This window comes from Ruegeria sp. CF3 (genome assembly GCF_056537365.1).
This window is the reverse complement of the sequence record NZ_JBQFRK010000006.1, coordinates 1-15,367: the sequence shown is the minus strand read 5'-3', so window position 1 is coordinate 15,367 and position 15,367 is coordinate 1. Positions and strand designations below refer to the sequence as shown.

Sequence of the window (15,367 nt, the reverse complement as noted above, 5' to 3'; positions counted from 1 at the left end):
CGCTCACCGGTTGTTTGTGAAGGTAAACAGGGATTGCAGCGCGTACATCACCCGGTCCAGCAGGAAGCCGATGATACCGATGGTGAAGACCGCAACCATGATCTTGGCGAGCGAACTGGAGGAACCGTTCTGGAACTCATCCCAGACAAATTTGCCCAGACCGGGGTTCTGCGCTAGCATTTCCGCCGCAATCAGAACCATCCAGCCGACGCCCAGTGACAGGCGCAGGCCGGTGAAGATCAGAGGCAGGGCAGAGGGCAGCACCAGCTTGGTGATCTTGGTATAGGTGTTCATTTTCAGGACTTTGGAGACATTCACCAGGTCCTTATCGATGGAGGCTACACCCAAAGATGTATTGATCAATGTGGGCCATAGCGAACACAGGGTCACGGTAATGGCCGAGATCAGGAAGGATTTCGCGAACCAGCCGTCATTGGTGACGTAAACGGCCGAGACGATCATCGTGACGATCGGCAACCAGGCCAGAGGCGAGACCGGTTTGAAGATCTGGATTAGCGGGTTTAGGGCTGCATTTGCAGTCGGAGACAGGCCGGCCGCGATACCAAGTGGGACCGCGATGACGGTGGCGATCAGAAACCCAAAAAACACTGTTTTGATCGAAGTCCAGATTTGCTGGTAATAGGTCGGAGCACCCGTGAAGGCGACCTCTTTCACTTTCTCCGGCTGGCCAGCGTCAATGAATTTCTGATTGCGCTTCTCGACCATGGCCTCGAACTTCGCGCGTTTGGCCGCTTTGGCCTTGGCATCCTGGTTCAGGCTGACCATCTCTTCCCAAACCTGCGCCGGCCCCGGAACCGCGCCGAGAGAGGTCTGCACCTTGGGGGCCAGCGTTCCCCACAGCAACAAGAAGGAGCAGATCGACAACAGAGGCACGATCAGCAACCGCCATATCTCGGTCATCTGAGCGCGGGGATTGTCCCCGGCGGCGGCTTTCAGGACCGGGGTCGCCCAGCTGAGACCCAGAACCTGGAACCATTTGTCGGCTGCATTGATGCGGGTGAAAAGGCGGGCGCGACGTTCCTCTCGGGCAGCGTCTGCGTTGAATTCGGGATCGACCGTTGTCATCTGATGTGTCCTTGCGATGGCGGGGCACTTTGGGGGCTGCGCCCGGCGCGGGCCGGGCGCAGGATTAGGGGAATTAGCCTTGCACGTCCGAGCCGATGATCTTCTGCTCGCCCTTCAGGCCTATGGACAGGCTTTCGAGATAGGCGTTGGGTGTGCGTCCGTCGTAAGCGATGCCGTCAATGATATCCTCGGCCGGGGTCGGCGCTTTGTAACCATCGCTGTCCCAGGGGAAGTCGGCTTCATTCGCCAGACCTTCGTCGACCAGCAAGCGGGCGGCTTCCAAATAGATCTCGGGTTTGTAGACGGACTTGGCGACCTCGTCATACCAGCTGTCGGGCTTGGACTCGGCAATCTGCCCCCAGCGGCGCATCTGCGTCAGGTACCAAACGGCGTCCGAGTAGAACGGATAGGTCGCGTTGTAGCGGAAAAACACGTTGAAATCGGGGACTTCACGCTTGTCGCCCTTCTCATACTCAAACGTGCCGGTCATCGAGTTGGCGATAACCTCATAATCCGCGCCCACATATTCAGCCCGGCTCAGAATCTCGACGGCTTCAGGGCGGTTGGCATTTTCGTTCTCGTCCAGCCACATCGCCGCGCGTATCAGGGCCTTGGTCACTGCCAGAGTGGTGTTGGGGTACTGTTCTGCGAACTCGGCATTGAGACCAAAGACCTTTTCGGGGTTGTTCTTCCACAGCTCGTAGTCGGTAATAACCGGTACGCCGATACCCTTGAACACAGCCTGCTGATTCCACGGCTCGCCCACGCAATAGCCATAGATCGTGCCGGCCTCCAACGTGGCAGGCATCTGCGGTGGAGGGGTCACCGACAGGAACACATCCGCACCAATCTGACCGGTCACGTTTTCAGGGCTGTAGTAACCCGGATGCAGACCACCGGCGGCCAGCCAATAGCGCAGCTCGTAGTTATGGGTCGAAACCGGGAAGACCATGCCCATGTTAAATGGCTTGCCTTCTGATTTGTACTTCTCGACGACCGGGGCCAGAGCCTCGGCGCTGATCGGATGCTGGGGACGGCCGTCGTCCATCAACGGGATGTTCGGCTTCATCTCTTCCCAAATCTCGTTGGAGACAGTGATGCCGTTGCCGTTCAGGTCCATTGAGAATGGCGTGATGATATGGGCTTCGGTCCCATAACCGATGGTTGCGGCCAATGGTTGTCCAGCCAGCATATGTGCGCCGTCAAGCTGTCCGTCAATCACGCCATCCAACAGCACCTTCCAGTTTGCTTGTGCTTCCAGCGTCACGAACAGGCCTTCGTCCAGAAAGTACCCATTCTCATAGGCGACAGCCAGCGGCGCCATGTCGGTCAGTTTGATAAAGCCAAAGGTCAGCTCGTCTTTTTCCAGTTCCAATTCGGCCAGTGCTGGAGACACAAGCGCCGTCGTCGCGGCGAGGCCTAAAAGAAGCTTTTTCATCTCGATCCCTTTCGGTTCAGCCCAACCCCATGGGCAAACAAAAAAAGCCGCCGACACAGTCCGCCGGGAGGAGGTGGCGGATGGTCGAGCGGCTTTGCTCTTCTAAGGTGCCCTGGATTGTGGGCGAATTCCGTCGGTGGGCGTCGTTGCCTTCCGATGTCCCGATTAAGTCAGACGCGCAGTGCGACGTCATCATTTTTTGACATCTTCACTTCGAGAATTCTGCAGCGCAGCAAAAAGAGATGCTGCGCTGCAAAAAAATTGTGCAATCTTACCCTGCGGGCTCGAAAATGCGCCGGTCGAAGAAGACGTTCCGAGACAGAATCAAGCTGCCATTGGCTGAGGCAACTGCCGTCGACTCAGACAAAGCTCCTTCAAGTTTCTCGGATGCGCCGGGTGTTTCCACACCAAGCCCTTGCAACTCCCGACGATAGAGATCACTTCGAAAGACCTTGGCTGCTTGTCGTTCCGCTGTACCGACGTCCAGCCCGTTTCTTAGCGCCAATTGATGCGCGACCCATTTTGCCTGACTACGCCACGGGAAGGTGGCAGCACCGTCAAAAAACTCGACAAACCCTTCCACACTGCGTTGCTCGCCGCGTGCAGATATGGCGAACTCACCCATTAACGCTCGGTCGATCAGCTCGGGTGAGACATTGAGGTAGGTTTTGCGTGACAGCATCTCGGACGCGGTTGTTCGGCTGTCCGTGTTTGACAGCCAGCGTCCCGCACGCCATACGGTCCGCATGAGACTTCCCAGCAAATGCGGTTCCGTCTCGGCCCAGTCGTTTCTGACTGCCAACACCTTTTCAGGAGCACAAGTCCAGATCGCCTTTCCGGGCAACAGCAGTGCGCCAACACTGTCGTCCACTGCGAAGGAGCCCCAAGGCTCGCCCACGCAAAAGGCATCGATCTCGCCTCCCGCAAGCGCCTGCGCCATGAGTGGCGGCGGGACGGTGCGGATTTCGACCTGTTTTGAGGCCAGTTTGGTTCCCGCAATCCAATAGCGCAGTAGCTCGACATGCATTGAAAATGGGAAAGGCACGCCAAACACCAAGACTTCATCGGCAGCTTTTGCCAGTGCAGCCCCAGCCGCAGCGGCATCGGTGAAATCAAAACCATAGCCCTGGTCGATCAGTCGCTCGGCCAATTGCGTTCCAACACCTATAACATTGCCGTTCAAAGACAGGACAGATACCGCAGATAGCGGTGTCGCGATTCCACCAAGACCCAAAGCCATCGCAACGGGGACAGGCGATAGTAGATGCGCCGCGTCCACATGCCCAAAGGCCAGCATATCGCGCAAAGAGGACCACGATGGCGCCGGACGCAGGTCCAGCGAGATGCCTTCAGCATGGTCAAACCCCATCTCGCGCGCGACGATCAACGGGGCCGCGTCGACAAGCGGCATATACGCGACGGGCAGTGTTACGGTTCTCATGACAACAACCCCGAAGCAGTGACCAAGGCTTCGGCCACCTCGGCGACGCGGCGGTTTTGGTTCATCGCGGTTTTTCGGAGTAGCGCATAGGCTTCGTCTTCCGAAATGCCCTTGGCTTTCATCAGCAAACCTTTTGCGCGGTCGATCACTTTACGCTCTTCAAGCGCACGGCGGGTTTCTGCAAGTTCAGTCCGCATCTGGCGCAGTACTTGAAACCGAGCGATGGCGGTATCGATGACAGGTTTAATGCGCTCAGCTTGCAATCCATCAACAACATAGGCTGATACACCGGCTTCAACAGCAGCTTTCGCCAATCCGCCTGCGGCGCCTGAGACGAACATAGCCACGGGTCGTTCCAATGGGCCCGAAGCAACGGTAAGTTCTTCCAACATATCTCGAGAGGGGTTGTCGATATCAATCAGGACAATATCTGGGCTATGAGTAGCAATTTTCCTTGCCAGCCCGGAGACATTGCCGATTACAGAAACGTCTACGTCTCCGGCCTCTTTAAGAGCATCTACAATCGCAAAGGCTCGTTCTTGGTTCTGCTCGACTACAACGACAGTTAGATGTTGGTTCATAGGGTCACAAGTGAGGCCAAGGCGCATTGGTAGCAATTCCAGCGCCATTTAATGATTCATCAGGCTGCCGTTCGCCCAATTTTTCAGCTTGATTTCACACTTAGCGGAATACCTGCACAGTTTTTCTACATGCCATCAAAGAAATCCGTGATAGCACATCGCATCATTTTTTGGTTTTTCAGTTGCGCTACCAGTTTGCTTGAGGCACCAGATTCCACTTCCATTTGCAGATCAAAACCGAAGGTCCGCTTTGACAACTAATACAATGTGTTCCCGCGCCTGCAGCAAATGACCGCTTTCCGCCGATTCTTTAGAAAAGCAACGTGTTCTGGAGCAGAAGTAACGGCACAGCCAACTCAGCCGCACTTGTTTTTGGGCTAGTAGGATTTGGACAAGCCAAACGCCTCTGGCGATCAGGGGTAAGACGCTGCCTTCCCCCTCGGGCAACCCTATTAGACAAAACCGGGTCTTCGGCTGCGCTTGCGGGCCGCACCACTATTGTCGAATAACATTGCGTCGCCCCCAAGCGCGTTCGCCACATGGCAGAGCAGCAGGAACAGGCGCCTCCAGCGTCTGATCTGCAAATCAGCCCTGGTTTTCTCGAAAGGAAGTCAGGATCAACTAAATCGGTCCGGGTTCTGGATGAAGGAAGGGACGCGAAAACGGCAAGGCTCTGTCGCTGCTGGCAGAACTATGTGTCGCCTTACAACAAGGAAATGTGGAACTTCACTGATCGTGGACTCAATCGACAACCAAAACCTCAACAAAGCGGTCGATCACGTCATTCAATTCTGACCCAAACGTCAAGCATTTCTGACCCAATACGAGTAACCGCCATTCAACGACGCTGCTGTTAGTGTCTCAAAAGAGCACAGTTTACCGTCCATCTTTCCGAATAGAATAACCGCTACTCCCGCTTTGAGGTTCCCGAAACCCAGAACTCGTTTCGCCTAGACCTGACCCGCTCGGACATAAAATCGACGAAGAGCCGGACACGCGTGGTGTTTCTAAGATCACGATGCAGCAATAGCCAAATGTTTCGGTACGGTATTGGCTTTTGGAAGGGCGCACGGATCAGATCGGGATGGCGGTCGCCAAGATTGCACGCAAGATAGGCCATGCCAAGACCGGACGCCGCCAATGTGATCAAAGGCACAAGTTCTGAAACACGATGCTTGAGCCGGGCTTTCGGATGGTAACTGTCTTTGATCCATTTGGCCGTAATGGCCTCTTCTGGCTCATGCCAACCGATGAAATGCAACCCCTCGCCGCCATTGTCGCAGATCCGTTTGGCGTAGTCTCGCGTGCAATAGGCTGCTGGAGACATCTGGACCAACTTTCGCCCGACCACATCGTCCGTCCCCACAAGAGGTTTTTGCATTGAATGAACCCCAAGACGGCTTCATCGAGTCGCGCGACGGACATTCAACCTTGATTGAACACTAGTGCCTTGACGTTTGAACGTTCGCAGCAAGAATCCAGTCTTTCTTGCCATCTATCGGACAACCTTTCGGCAGGATCCAACGTCCCGTGTCACGCGACGTGATTAGAAGGACCTTAAGGCGGTCCCCGAACAATTGCAGAGGCAACGCTGCATTTATTTAGTACGCTGAACCACTATTCTTTTCGCCTAGCTGGCCAGATTAAAGCGGTGATGTGATTTATCCTTTTCGATTATGACAGGAAGAAACAAAAAAGCGTCAGGCTCTTGCGACTCAGAACTCACTGGTTTCTGACGCGCCACCTCATACACAAATCCGATAAATGCCTTTGAACCCGACCGGGGTAGTCAGATACAATTGCATCCACGCGCAGGTCGATCATCCTGTCTATTTCTTCGTGCTCATTGACCGTCCAAACGGCAACACATAGGCCCAGTTCTTTTGCGCGCGCCACATTTTCAGCCGTTACATCCGTGTAGTATGGGCACCAAAGCGAACCGCCAGCTTGCTTGACCAAATTTGGAATTTCATCACGACGACCACGAAAGTCAGGGCAAACCGCTTTCGAGGAATCCTCACCAACATCCGCCGCGTTTTCCGGAAGCTGCGTCAGGTAGGAAGACGGCATGTCAGGAGCCTGCCGCTGACACTCCTCCAACAGGTTCCAATCAAAACTGTGGAGCACCGCGCGCGAAGACAATCCTTTGTCGCGTACTTCTTGAAGAACCCGCCCGACAAATTTCTTCCTATAAAGCGCATCGTGAGCCAAATCCGGATCCGACTTCAGTTCGAGCATCAGATAGGCATCGCCGTATTTTGGATCATCAACCAAATCCAGCAAATCCTGCAACTTTGGAACACGGATGCCATCCAGTTGAGCCTGGTCCGGAAACCGTTGGCCATAAGCCGAATGACCATCCAACCGCCCGATGTCAAATTGCTGGATTTGCTCGAACGTCAATGACGAGACCTTCGGCTCTTCTCCGGTCAGAAACAGGCCATTTGCGTCACGAAAGCTAGGAGCGTGCAGCCGATGGTTGTGGGTTATGACCGGTACGTCATCGGCCGTCAGGACAACATCAAACTCAAGCAGCGGGACGCCGATAGAGAGCAAAAAGTCAAAGCCAATCATACTGTTTTCGGGCAGCACACCCCGCGCACCTCGATGCCCCACAACCCGGATCAGGTTTTTGCCACCACGAAAGGCTTCAACCTGTGGAAAGACCATCAGCCTTCCAACCTCTTGCCGGATGAATGGTCAAACAGATGCATGTGCTCTGAGGCAACTGAGAACCGCATGCTTGGATGCCGGCCTTCGATTGGGTGGACACCCGGAAGACTTATCGTAATCGCGTCGCCTGCATCCGTGAGCTGGCCATGCAATAAGGTGTTTGCGCCTAGCGGTTCTGCCATCTGAATAGCGGCTTCCAACGGACCATTGTCGTCCAGAAACAGATGCTCTGGTCGGATTCCAAGCTTTAGTGGGGTATCAGGCCCCGTGGATGGGCCAATCTCTAAGCCCCCTATCTTAACCGTTCCGTTTTCACGCTGAGCATTAAAGATATTCATTGCAGGGCTACCAATAAACTGAGCCGCGAAAAGGGTTCCTGGTGTTTCATATACCTCCAATGGCGTCCCAATCTGCTCAGCGATGCCTCCGTTCATCACGATCATCCTGTCTGCCATCGTCATCGCTTCGACCTGATCGTGAGTCACGTAAAGCGATGTAATTCCAAGCTTTTCCTGAAGCTCGCGAATTTCTAAACGCATCTGAACACGCAGCTTGGCATCAAGATTTGAGAGTGGTTCATCAAACAGGAAAACCGCCGGCTCGCGAACAATTGCCCGCCCCATTGCCACCCTTTGGCGTTGACCGCCTGAAAGCTGCCGGGGTTTGCGGTCCAACAAAGCTTCCAGCTGCAACAGTTTGGCGGCCTCGGTCACCTTCTGGTCAATCTGGTTTTTTGGAAGCCCCGCGATTTTTAGCCCATACCCCATGTTCTGGCGCACCGACATATGTGGGTAGAGCGCATAATTCTGGAACACCATCGCGATATCGCGATCCATCGGCTCTTTGTCGTTGGCTCGTTCTTCTCCAATCCGGATTTCACCGGACGTTACGGTTTCAAGGCCCGCAACCATTCGCAAAAGCGTGGATTTTCCGCAGCCCGAAGGGCCAACAATCACAATGAATTCACCGTCCGCAATATCTATGTCGATGCCATGGATAACGTCCGTCGGGCCAAAGCTCTTTTTGACATTCTCTAAGTTTACTGTTGCCATTTCTTATTTCTCGCTATCGACAAGGCCGCGGACAAAGAGCTTTTGCATAGACACCACTACGATGACCGGCGGGATCATTGCCAAAATCGAAGTGGCCATGATGACCGGCCATTCAGCTACGTCGTCGCCGGATGGGAACATCTGTTTGATACCCATCACGATGGTGTTCATTTCAGGATCGGTAGTGATGAGCAGCGGCCAGAGATATTGATTCCACCCGTAGATAAAAAGGATCACGAATAGCGCCGCGATATTCGTTCGGCTCATGGGGACCACGATATCAATGAAGAACCGCATCGGGCGGGCACCATCGACGCGTGCAGCTTCGGCCAGTTCATCCGGGATCGTCAGAAAGAACTGCCGGAACAGGAACGTTGCCGTGGCCGAGGCGATTAAGGGGAAGATCAGCCCATAGTAGCTGTTGAGCATGCCGAACCCGGCGACAACTTCGAACGTCGGCACAATACGAACCTCGACCGGAAGCATCAGCGTTAGGAAGATCAGCCAAAAGAATGTCGTTCGCCCGGGAAAACGGAAATAGACGATCGCAAAAGCTGACAGCAGCGAAATTATGATCTTGCCCACTGCGATTCCGATGGCCATCACAAGACTGTTGAACAACATTGTGGCGACTGGAACGTTCACGCCGGAGAACAGAGCGGCCTTATAGTTTTCCCAGAATTGATCGCCGGGAAGAATGGGCATGGGCGGCGAAACGATTTCCGGCTGGGTCACAGTCGATGCCACGAACGCCAGCCAGATCGGGAAAAAGATGATTAAGACGCCAAGGATCATCATGGCATGGGTCAACCAGATCCCCATGCCACGTTTTTCGACCATTCCGTGTTGTTGGGCTGCCATCAGTAGTGCACCCTTTTTTCCACGTATTTGAATTGGATGACGGTCAGCAGACCAACGACAATAAGCAGGATGACGGACTGAGCGGAGGACGAACCGAGATCTTGTCCAACGAACCCATCCGAGAAGACTTTGTAGACTAGAATGGTCGTCGCCTGCTGTGGGCCACCGCCAGTGATCGTGTGGATGACGCCAAAGGTCTCAAAGAATGCATAGACAACATTCACCACCAACAGGAAGAACGCGGTTGGTGACAAAAGCGGCAGCACGATTGTGAAGAACCGGCGCCAGAAGCGCGCGCCGTCAATTGCCGCAGCCTCGATCACCGATCTTGGGACCGACTGCAGCGCTGCAAAGAAGAACAAGAAGTTATAGCTGATACGCCCCCAGGCTGAGGCTACAACCACCAGGCCCATGGCCTCGGTGCCGTTCAGAACGTGGTTCCAGTCATAACCAAGCTGGCCGAGGTACCACGACACGACACCAACACGTGTGTTGAACATGAACAGCCACAGCACGCCTGCAACCGCGGGGGCAACGGCATAGGGCCAGATCAGCAGCGTCCGGTAAACACCCGATCCTTTGATCAGGCGGTCCGCTATGACCGCCAGAAACAACGCCGGGATCATTGAACACAGTGTTACGAGCGTTGAAAACACCGCCGTCGTCACGAAAGATGCGCGATAGAACTTGTCGCTCAGCAGAAACTCGAAGTTACCCAATCCAACAAATTGGGACGACAGCCCAAATGGGTCAGGAATGAACAGGGACTGCCACACCGCCTGCCCGGCCGGATAGAAAAAGAAAACGGCGGAGATAATGACCTGAGGGGCGATCAGAGCCAATGGCAGAAGCCAGCCGCGAAAGGTGACGCGTTTTTCCATCCCGATAAACCACCGAATAAAGAAGATGCGGGCCCGAAACAGGCCCGCATCAAATTAGGACTTATTGATTGGCAGACTCGAACCGGCGCAGCAGGGCATCGCCGCGTTCTTTCGCACTGTCCATTGCTTCCTGAGCGGTCTTTTCACCGGACCAGACAGCCTCGAGCTCTTCGTCGATGATGCCGCGAATCTGGTCAAACGACCCCAGACGCAGACCCTTCGAATTCGCAGTCGGCTCTTTGGCGGTCATCTGTATGACAGCAATGTCAGTACCTGGGTTTTCTTCATAGAAACCAGCATTTCGGGTCGCGACGCCAGCTTCGGCGGTGATTGGAAGATACCCTGTGTTCTGATGCCAGTTCGCCTGAACGTCCGAAGATGACAGGAAGCTCAGGAATTCACCGACACCTTTGTATTCTTCAGGATCGTGACCCTCCATCACCCAAAGCGAAGCGCCACCAATAATGGTGTTTTGCGGCTCGCTCACGACCGCCTCCCAATAGGGCAATGGGCGCACGTCGAATTCGAACTCAGCCTCAGAGCTAATGCCGGCATAACCTGCCGAACTTTCGGTGAATAGTGCGCATTCACCTGCCCGGAAGTTCGCGCCACCTTCGTTTCTGCGGCCGGTATAGATGAATTTACCATCTTTGGCCCAGTCACCCATCGCGGTCAGGTGTGCCACCTGCGTCGGTCCGTTCAACATCAGCTCGGTATCAAGACCGGCAAATCCATTGTCCTTCGATGCGAATGGGACGTCGTGATAGGCCGAAAGGTTCTCAAGGTGGATCCAGCTTTGCCAAGCAGTGACCAGCGGACAGTCTTCACCCCCAGCCTTAAGCTGGTCAAGAACGTCACCAACCTTTTCCCAGGTCGACAAATCCGTGTCAGGGTCAACACCCGCCGCTTCCATAGCATCGCGATTGACCCAGAGAACGGGTGTGGACGAGTTGAAGGGCAGCGACAGCATGTCCCCGTCAGTGGTCGTATAGTAGCCTTTGACGGCACCAATGTAGGCATCAGGATCGAATGATGCACCGCTTTCAGCCATCACTTCATACACTGGTTTGATAGCCCCTTCGGCCGACATCATCGTTGCCGTGCCTACTTCGAAAACCATCAGGATATGTGGTTGTTCACCTGCTCGGAAAGCAGCAATACCCGCATTCAAGGTTTCCGAATAGTTGCCTTTATGGCTTTCTACTACAGTGAACTCATCTTGGCTGGCATTGAACTCTTCAACCTGAGCCTTCACAAGATCGCCTAGTCGACCGGTGAAGGCATGCCAGAACTGAATTTCGGTTTGCGCCATAGCCGCCAACGGCGACAGAGCAGTTGTTAAGGCGAGAGCGCCTAGAAAATTCTTTTTCATGATTCCTCCCATGCATCAGGGGTTGATGCTTCGTTGAATACCGACCGCAACGCGTAATCAGCACACATGACGATTTCACGACGTTAACGTTACAATTTTATAATTCAAGCATTTAATTTTTGAGAAAAACATAACATTACATTATAAACCAACCAGGGAAACAACGAACCAGGTTCAAAATATGAGTCAGACTTTGCGGATCCGGCAATTGGAAGCGCTCATGGCCGTTTCCATCAATGGGTCGGTCACTGCTGCAGCTACGGATCTTGGGATAAGTCAGCCTGCAGTCAGCAGACTGCTTTCTGATCTGGAAAAATCACTTGGCTTTCAGCTTTTTGATCGTCGCGAAGGTCGCTTGGTGCCCTCGCAGGAGATACGATATCTGCAACCCAGCGTAGAGCGCGTTCTGGAATTGATGAAGCAAATCTCGGATGTCAGTCAGGACATAACGCAACGCAAAGCGGGACACATCCGCATCGCATGTTTGCCTGGGTTCGCCACCAGTCATCTTCCCAACGTCATCGCCAAGTTTCTAGAAGATCGGCCAGGTGTAACAATGACGATCGAGCCAGACAGACCGGAACGCATTCTCGAGTGGATGATCGGTGAGCAATATGATTTCGGAATCACAGATAGTTTTAACGGGCATCCGGCCGTCGAAAGCAGAGACATCGATGTCCGTACAGTTTGCGTGTTTCCTACCGGACATGAATTGGAAGAACTCTCCGAGGTGTCACCTACGGATATTGCGAATGCCAGGATTATTCACACAAGGCGCGACAGCGACTTTTTTGGAAAACTCTCAAAAGCGTTTCAAAATGCCAACGTCAAACTGAATTCCCACATCGAAGTCAGACAGTTCACGGCGGCTTGTGAGTTGGCTGTGAAGGGTGTTGGGATTTCCGTGGTCAGCGAGTTGGACGCCGTCCAGTATTTAGACGACGGATTGAGCTACCGACCCTTCAAACCGCTCTTGTCACATACGCTTTCCCTTGTTCGCCCGGTTTTGAAACAACCGTCACTGGTGACGCTTGAGTTCATCGAGCAGTTCCGAGAGAGCCTAGCCCCGTTCAAGGTAGATAAACACCATCACTGATTGTAGGGCTGCAAACGCTAATGTTCGGTGACAACAAGCCGTACACTTTCTTTCTTCATAGCCAGAAACCCTCTCTTATCAAATCGACCTAAACTGTCCCATGGGCGCTGACGTCAGACATTCCAAAACTTGCGTTGAAACACACAGCCGAGCAAAATGTCTAATTGGCTGGCGAAGCCTAGAATTGAGGTGAAGTAGTTAGCGCGTTTCGCGTTACTAACAAAGGTTCACTTTGCAATATCCATTCTGAAAGTGTCAGCCCGTTGCTCTCTTCATCTGTGACCGATGGCGGCCCGAAGCGGAACTTCGACTCTGAGCTTTGCAAAATCTAACAAGCGGACGGCAGCTTCCATTAGTGTGAATGGCTTGAAGGTATCGAGCGCTTCGCCACGGCGACAATTTAATAAAAAAATGACTATGAGAAACAAGGTGGCTGAAACTGCTCTCTGACAGGAAACAGGTGTCCCCGCACACTTTCGCACAATTCGAGCTTAGCCCAAGGTGTTGCCGGTGATGAAGGTGTACGAGCTTTCTACCAGATCGATGACGACATCCAACTCTTCTGGTGTGGTCGGTGTATATATCAAGACAAAGCCGCTCCACCCAGGACGTTGCTTGGCCCAAGGGTGAGCTACGGCCCAGCCAGCCTCAATTGCCCGCCGCGCCATTGCCGGATGCAGCGAAGCGTGCAAGCTGCCATCAGGATGCATATGCGCAAATTCAAACCCACCGACGATAGAGCTCGGTTGAGACAAAAACATGTCGGGATCAAGCTGAAAACCAATTGCGCCAGGTAGTGATATGCGTGTGGGGCCAAGTGTAACCCCTGGGAATTGAGCAACTCGCTCCAGCAATAGCTGGGCCAATTCGGCATCAATTTTGACACCAATCTGAGTATGCGGTATGCCGCTTGTCGTTTCAGGACGGTGCGAGGTGCGCTCCGGCAAGGAGCGCTCTTGCGCGGACGCCATCGAGCACATCAATGCCACTACCGTGATAGCAACCGCCAATGTTCTCAGGTGCACATTCATTTTGTTGTCAGCCCGTCAAAAGTAAAGATTGAGTGCTCAGCGCGGTTTCGGTGCCCCTGCACGCATCATTCAGCTTTTAACGCCTCGATATTGATCAAGAGATCTATTTCGTCGCTCACGGCTGGTGCAAAGGCCCCAAGTCCGAATTCAGACCGCACGATAGTCGCCGTTGCTGCCAGCCCCAAGGTCGGTCTGCCCTCCTTTTCGCCAAAAGGGTATGGCGCTGACTTGTTAAGCGTTGTTTCCATAACAACAGGTTTGGTGATGCCATTCATGGTCAGGTCGCCAGAAATATTCGCGGAATTGTCCCCGGTGACTTCGATGCTGGTTGAGGCGAATGTGACCACGTCACCGTCAGTCGCGCCAAAAAAATCATCGGACATGAAGTGTTGCAAACGGGCATCCCAGCCCGTGATCATAGATTTTACAGGCATAGACACTGTGACAGATGATGCAGACGGATCATCTTCGTTGAACTTTATCTCACCGCTAAAACCTGAGAACATTCCAAATGTTTCTGAGAACCCGATGTGGTCGTAGCTGAACAATACCTGGCTGTGTCCAGGATCCAGCTCGTAGGTGCCACTCTCGGACAAAGCGGTTGTCGCGCCCATCGATAAGAGTACCGCCAGCGGGGTTGCTGCCACTTTGAACATTGATACGCTCCCATTTTGACAAGACGTGTTTGTGGAATTGAGTTTTGCGATTTAGGTATTGGCTGACCATACTTTTAGGGCAAAATGTTCTACAGCGCAACAAAATGTTCTATAGGAGGGGCGATTGAAAGAAGATCCCAGGCTGATCGCCACAAGACAGGCCGCACTTGATGCGGCGCAAAGGATACTGATGGATGAGGGCGTGCTGCACGTAACTCATGGCGCGGTTTCAAAGGCAACGGGCATTTCGCGCAGCACACTTTACAGGCACTGGCCAGATGCGCGCGGTCTGCGTGATGCAGCATTCAGGCGCATCGCAACACCGCCTAACATACCACCCAAAACAGATGGCCCGCTGCGATCTGACCTGCGCTGGTTACTCGGAGTACTGATGGGAGCCTTGAACGACACACCATGGGGCCAAATTGCGCCTCAAGTTGTCGCTGCTGCGTCCACCGATGCAGAAGCGCGCTTGGTGATCACTGAATTCATGAAAGACAGGTTTGCAAGTGTTGAAGCCGTGCTTTCAGCCGCAATAGATCGGGGTGAGATCGCCGCCGACGTTCCGGTTGACCAATTCATAGAACTGGCAGTCGCTGCACCTTATTTCCGCAAGCTCATTCGTCACGAGGCGCTGAACGAAGAATGGTTGGACAAACATGTCGATCTGCTTTGCAGTATCGCGAAAACCAATTCAGGACAGTGACCATCGCCTGACTTTGCAATCACAGCGACCTTCAACTGGCGCGAGATTTCGACAAAACAGCAAGTTATGATCAATAGCCTGTCCAGCCGGTTCCTCATAACTGCGGCTCCAAAAGGTCTCGGCAAACGTTCGCTATGATCGTTCGTTGAGGTTTGCAAAGTCTGCTTTCTGCGCATTTCTGTAATTCGGCCATCCTCAGTTTTTTGGCAAGTACCGATCCAAAAGAGCGTCGACCAACCCTTCCTGAAGTCGGTAACCAGTTGCTTCGTCTACACGCAGAATGTCTTCAAGAATGATAAGTTGTTCCATTCCCGTCGTCATGGATAACCGCTTCGCCAGGTCGTCAACGTCCTTCGGCTCCATCAATGAATGAATTGGCGCTAGTGCTTCAGAAAAAGCCGTCACTCTTCTAGCGCCACGCATTTTAACCGTTCCTTCCTCAAGTGATGCCTTGAGTGATTCAGCCAGAAACTGCCTGAAGTGCGCCTCATGA

The 15,367-nt window shown here is 53.5% G+C and carries 15 protein-coding genes; 2 read left to right on the top strand and 13 right to left on the bottom strand.

Annotated features, from left to right (window positions below; translation table 11 throughout):
* Nucleotides 1–3: 3 nt before the first annotated feature.
* From ACR0KC_RS17705 to ugpB, 10 genes are all read right to left on the bottom strand, one after another.
* The gene (locus tag ACR0KC_RS17705; protein ID WP_480707245.1) at nucleotides 4–1,086 is read right to left on the bottom strand and encodes an ABC transporter permease; all 1,083 of its coding nucleotides are present in this window, start codon (nucleotides 1,084–1,086) and stop codon (nucleotides 4–6) included.
* A 73-nt stretch (nucleotides 1,087–1,159) separates the two neighbouring features.
* Complete coding sequence (locus ACR0KC_RS17700; protein WP_170663071.1) at nucleotides 1,160–2,524, bottom strand: CmpA/NrtA family ABC transporter substrate-binding protein; 1,365 nt, start codon at nucleotides 2,522–2,524, stop codon at nucleotides 1,160–1,162.
* Nucleotides 2,525–2,795: 271 nt separating this feature from the next.
* On the bottom strand, nucleotides 2,796–3,965 hold the full coding sequence (locus tag ACR0KC_RS17695; RefSeq protein ID WP_170407176.1) for an ABC transporter substrate-binding protein: 1,170 nt from the start codon (nucleotides 3,963–3,965) through the stop codon (nucleotides 2,796–2,798).
* On the bottom strand, nucleotides 3,962–4,546 hold the full coding sequence (locus ACR0KC_RS17690) for an ANTAR domain-containing protein (RefSeq protein WP_170513598.1): 585 nt from the start codon (nucleotides 4,544–4,546) through the stop codon (nucleotides 3,962–3,964). Before ACR0KC_RS17690 ends, ACR0KC_RS17695 begins: the two co-directional genes overlap by 4 nt.
* A 907-nt stretch (nucleotides 4,547–5,453) precedes the next feature.
* A complete protein-coding gene (locus ACR0KC_RS17685) occupies nucleotides 5,454–5,927 on the bottom strand; it encodes a LysR substrate-binding domain-containing protein (protein ID WP_480772056.1) in 474 nt (157 codons plus the stop codon).
* 341 nt (nucleotides 5,928–6,268) lie between these two features.
* Nucleotides 6,269–7,216, bottom strand: a complete 948-nt coding sequence (locus tag ACR0KC_RS17680; RefSeq protein WP_480772055.1) for a glycerophosphodiester phosphodiesterase family protein — start codon at nucleotides 7,214–7,216, stop codon at nucleotides 6,269–6,271.
* The gene (ugpC, locus tag ACR0KC_RS17675) at nucleotides 7,216–8,271 is read right to left on the bottom strand and encodes a sn-glycerol-3-phosphate ABC transporter ATP-binding protein UgpC (RefSeq protein ID WP_170636329.1); all 1,056 of its coding nucleotides are present in this window, start codon (nucleotides 8,269–8,271) and stop codon (nucleotides 7,216–7,218) included. Before ugpC ends, ACR0KC_RS17680 begins: the two co-directional genes overlap by 1 nt.
* A gap of 3 nt (nucleotides 8,272–8,274) precedes the next feature.
* Nucleotides 8,275–9,111 (bottom strand): sn-glycerol-3-phosphate ABC transporter permease UgpE, encoded by an 837-nt coding sequence (gene ugpE, locus ACR0KC_RS17670; protein WP_170392936.1) that lies wholly within the window; start codon nucleotides 9,109–9,111, stop codon nucleotides 8,275–8,277.
* A gap of 20 nt (nucleotides 9,112–9,131) precedes the next feature.
* Complete coding sequence (gene ugpA, locus ACR0KC_RS17665) at nucleotides 9,132–10,013, bottom strand: sn-glycerol-3-phosphate ABC transporter permease UgpA (RefSeq protein ID WP_155150415.1); 882 nt, start codon at nucleotides 10,011–10,013, stop codon at nucleotides 9,132–9,134.
* Nucleotides 10,014–10,074: 61 nt separating this feature from the next.
* Nucleotides 10,075–11,385 carry a sn-glycerol-3-phosphate ABC transporter substrate-binding protein UgpB gene (gene ugpB / locus ACR0KC_RS17660; protein ID WP_480707234.1) on the bottom strand — a complete coding sequence of 437 codons (1,311 nt, stop codon included), beginning with the start codon at nucleotides 11,383–11,385 and terminating at the stop codon, nucleotides 10,075–10,077.
* Nucleotides 11,386–11,566: 181 nt separating this feature from the next.
* Between ugpB and ACR0KC_RS17655 the strand changes: the two genes are divergently transcribed.
* Nucleotides 11,567–12,481: a LysR substrate-binding domain-containing protein gene (locus tag ACR0KC_RS17655; RefSeq protein ID WP_170733646.1), complete on the top strand. Its 915-nt coding sequence runs from the start codon at nucleotides 11,567–11,569 to the stop codon at nucleotides 12,479–12,481.
* Between the two features lie 491 nt (nucleotides 12,482–12,972).
* Here the strand turns inward: ACR0KC_RS17655 and ACR0KC_RS17650 are convergent, their stop codons facing one another.
* Both ACR0KC_RS17650 and ACR0KC_RS17645 read right to left on the bottom strand, forming a co-directional pair.
* Nucleotides 12,973–13,512 carry a luciferase domain-containing protein gene (locus ACR0KC_RS17650; protein ID WP_480707232.1) on the bottom strand — a complete coding sequence of 180 codons (540 nt, stop codon included), beginning with the start codon at nucleotides 13,510–13,512 and terminating at the stop codon, nucleotides 12,973–12,975.
* 65 nt (nucleotides 13,513–13,577) lie between these two features.
* Entirely contained in the window at nucleotides 13,578–14,168 is a 591-nt protein-coding gene (locus ACR0KC_RS17645; protein WP_480707230.1) for a YceI family protein, read from the bottom strand.
* A 124-nt stretch (nucleotides 14,169–14,292) separates the two neighbouring features.
* Here ACR0KC_RS17645 and ACR0KC_RS17640 point away from each other — a divergent pair, with 124 nt between their 5' ends.
* Entirely contained in the window at nucleotides 14,293–14,874 is a 582-nt protein-coding gene (locus tag ACR0KC_RS17640; protein WP_170408611.1) for a TetR/AcrR family transcriptional regulator, read from the top strand.
* Between the two features lie 195 nt (nucleotides 14,875–15,069).
* Here ACR0KC_RS17640 and ACR0KC_RS17635 read toward each other — a convergent pair.
* Nucleotides 15,070–15,367 (bottom strand): hypothetical protein (locus tag ACR0KC_RS17635; RefSeq protein ID WP_480796368.1); only part of this gene is annotated, 298 nt, incomplete at its 5' end.

What these genes read in the sequence shown, in the direction of transcription:
- ACR0KC_RS17705 (WP_480707245.1), bottom strand. Translation starts at nt 1,086, where the DNA reads ATGACAACGGTCGATCCCGAATTCAACGCAGACGCTGCCCGAGAGGAA.
- ACR0KC_RS17700 (WP_170663071.1), bottom strand. Translation starts at nt 2,524, where the DNA reads ATGAAAAAGCTTCTTTTAGGCCTCGCCGCGACGACGGCGCTTGTGTCT.
- ACR0KC_RS17695 (WP_170407176.1), bottom strand. Translation starts at nt 3,965, where the DNA reads ATGAGAACCGTAACACTGCCCGTCGCGTATATGCCGCTTGTCGACGCG.
- ACR0KC_RS17690 (WP_170513598.1), bottom strand. Translation starts at nt 4,546, where the DNA reads ATGAACCAACATCTAACTGTCGTTGTAGTCGAGCAGAACCAAGAACGA.
- ACR0KC_RS17685 (WP_480772056.1), bottom strand. Translation starts at nt 5,927, where the DNA reads ATGCAAAAACCTCTTGTGGGGACGGACGATGTGGTCGGGCGAAAGTTG.
- ACR0KC_RS17680 (WP_480772055.1), bottom strand. Translation starts at nt 7,216, where the DNA reads ATGGTCTTTCCACAGGTTGAAGCCTTTCGTGGTGGCAAAAACCTGATC.
- ugpC (WP_170636329.1), bottom strand. Translation starts at nt 8,271, where the DNA reads ATGGCAACAGTAAACTTAGAGAATGTCAAAAAGAGCTTTGGCCCGACG.
- ugpE (WP_170392936.1), bottom strand. Translation starts at nt 9,111, where the DNA reads ATGGTCGAAAAACGTGGCATGGGGATCTGGTTGACCCATGCCATGATG.
- ugpA (WP_155150415.1), bottom strand. Translation starts at nt 10,013, where the DNA reads ATGGAAAAACGCGTCACCTTTCGCGGCTGGCTTCTGCCATTGGCTCTG.
- ugpB (WP_480707234.1), bottom strand. Translation starts at nt 11,385, where the DNA reads ATGAAAAAGAATTTTCTAGGCGCTCTCGCCTTAACAACTGCTCTGTCG.
- ACR0KC_RS17655 (WP_170733646.1), top strand. Translation starts at nt 11,567, where the DNA reads ATGAGTCAGACTTTGCGGATCCGGCAATTGGAAGCGCTCATGGCCGTT.
- ACR0KC_RS17650 (WP_480707232.1), bottom strand. Translation starts at nt 13,512, where the DNA reads ATGAATGTGCACCTGAGAACATTGGCGGTTGCTATCACGGTAGTGGCA.
- ACR0KC_RS17645 (WP_480707230.1), bottom strand. Translation starts at nt 14,168, where the DNA reads ATGTTCAAAGTGGCAGCAACCCCGCTGGCGGTACTCTTATCGATGGGC.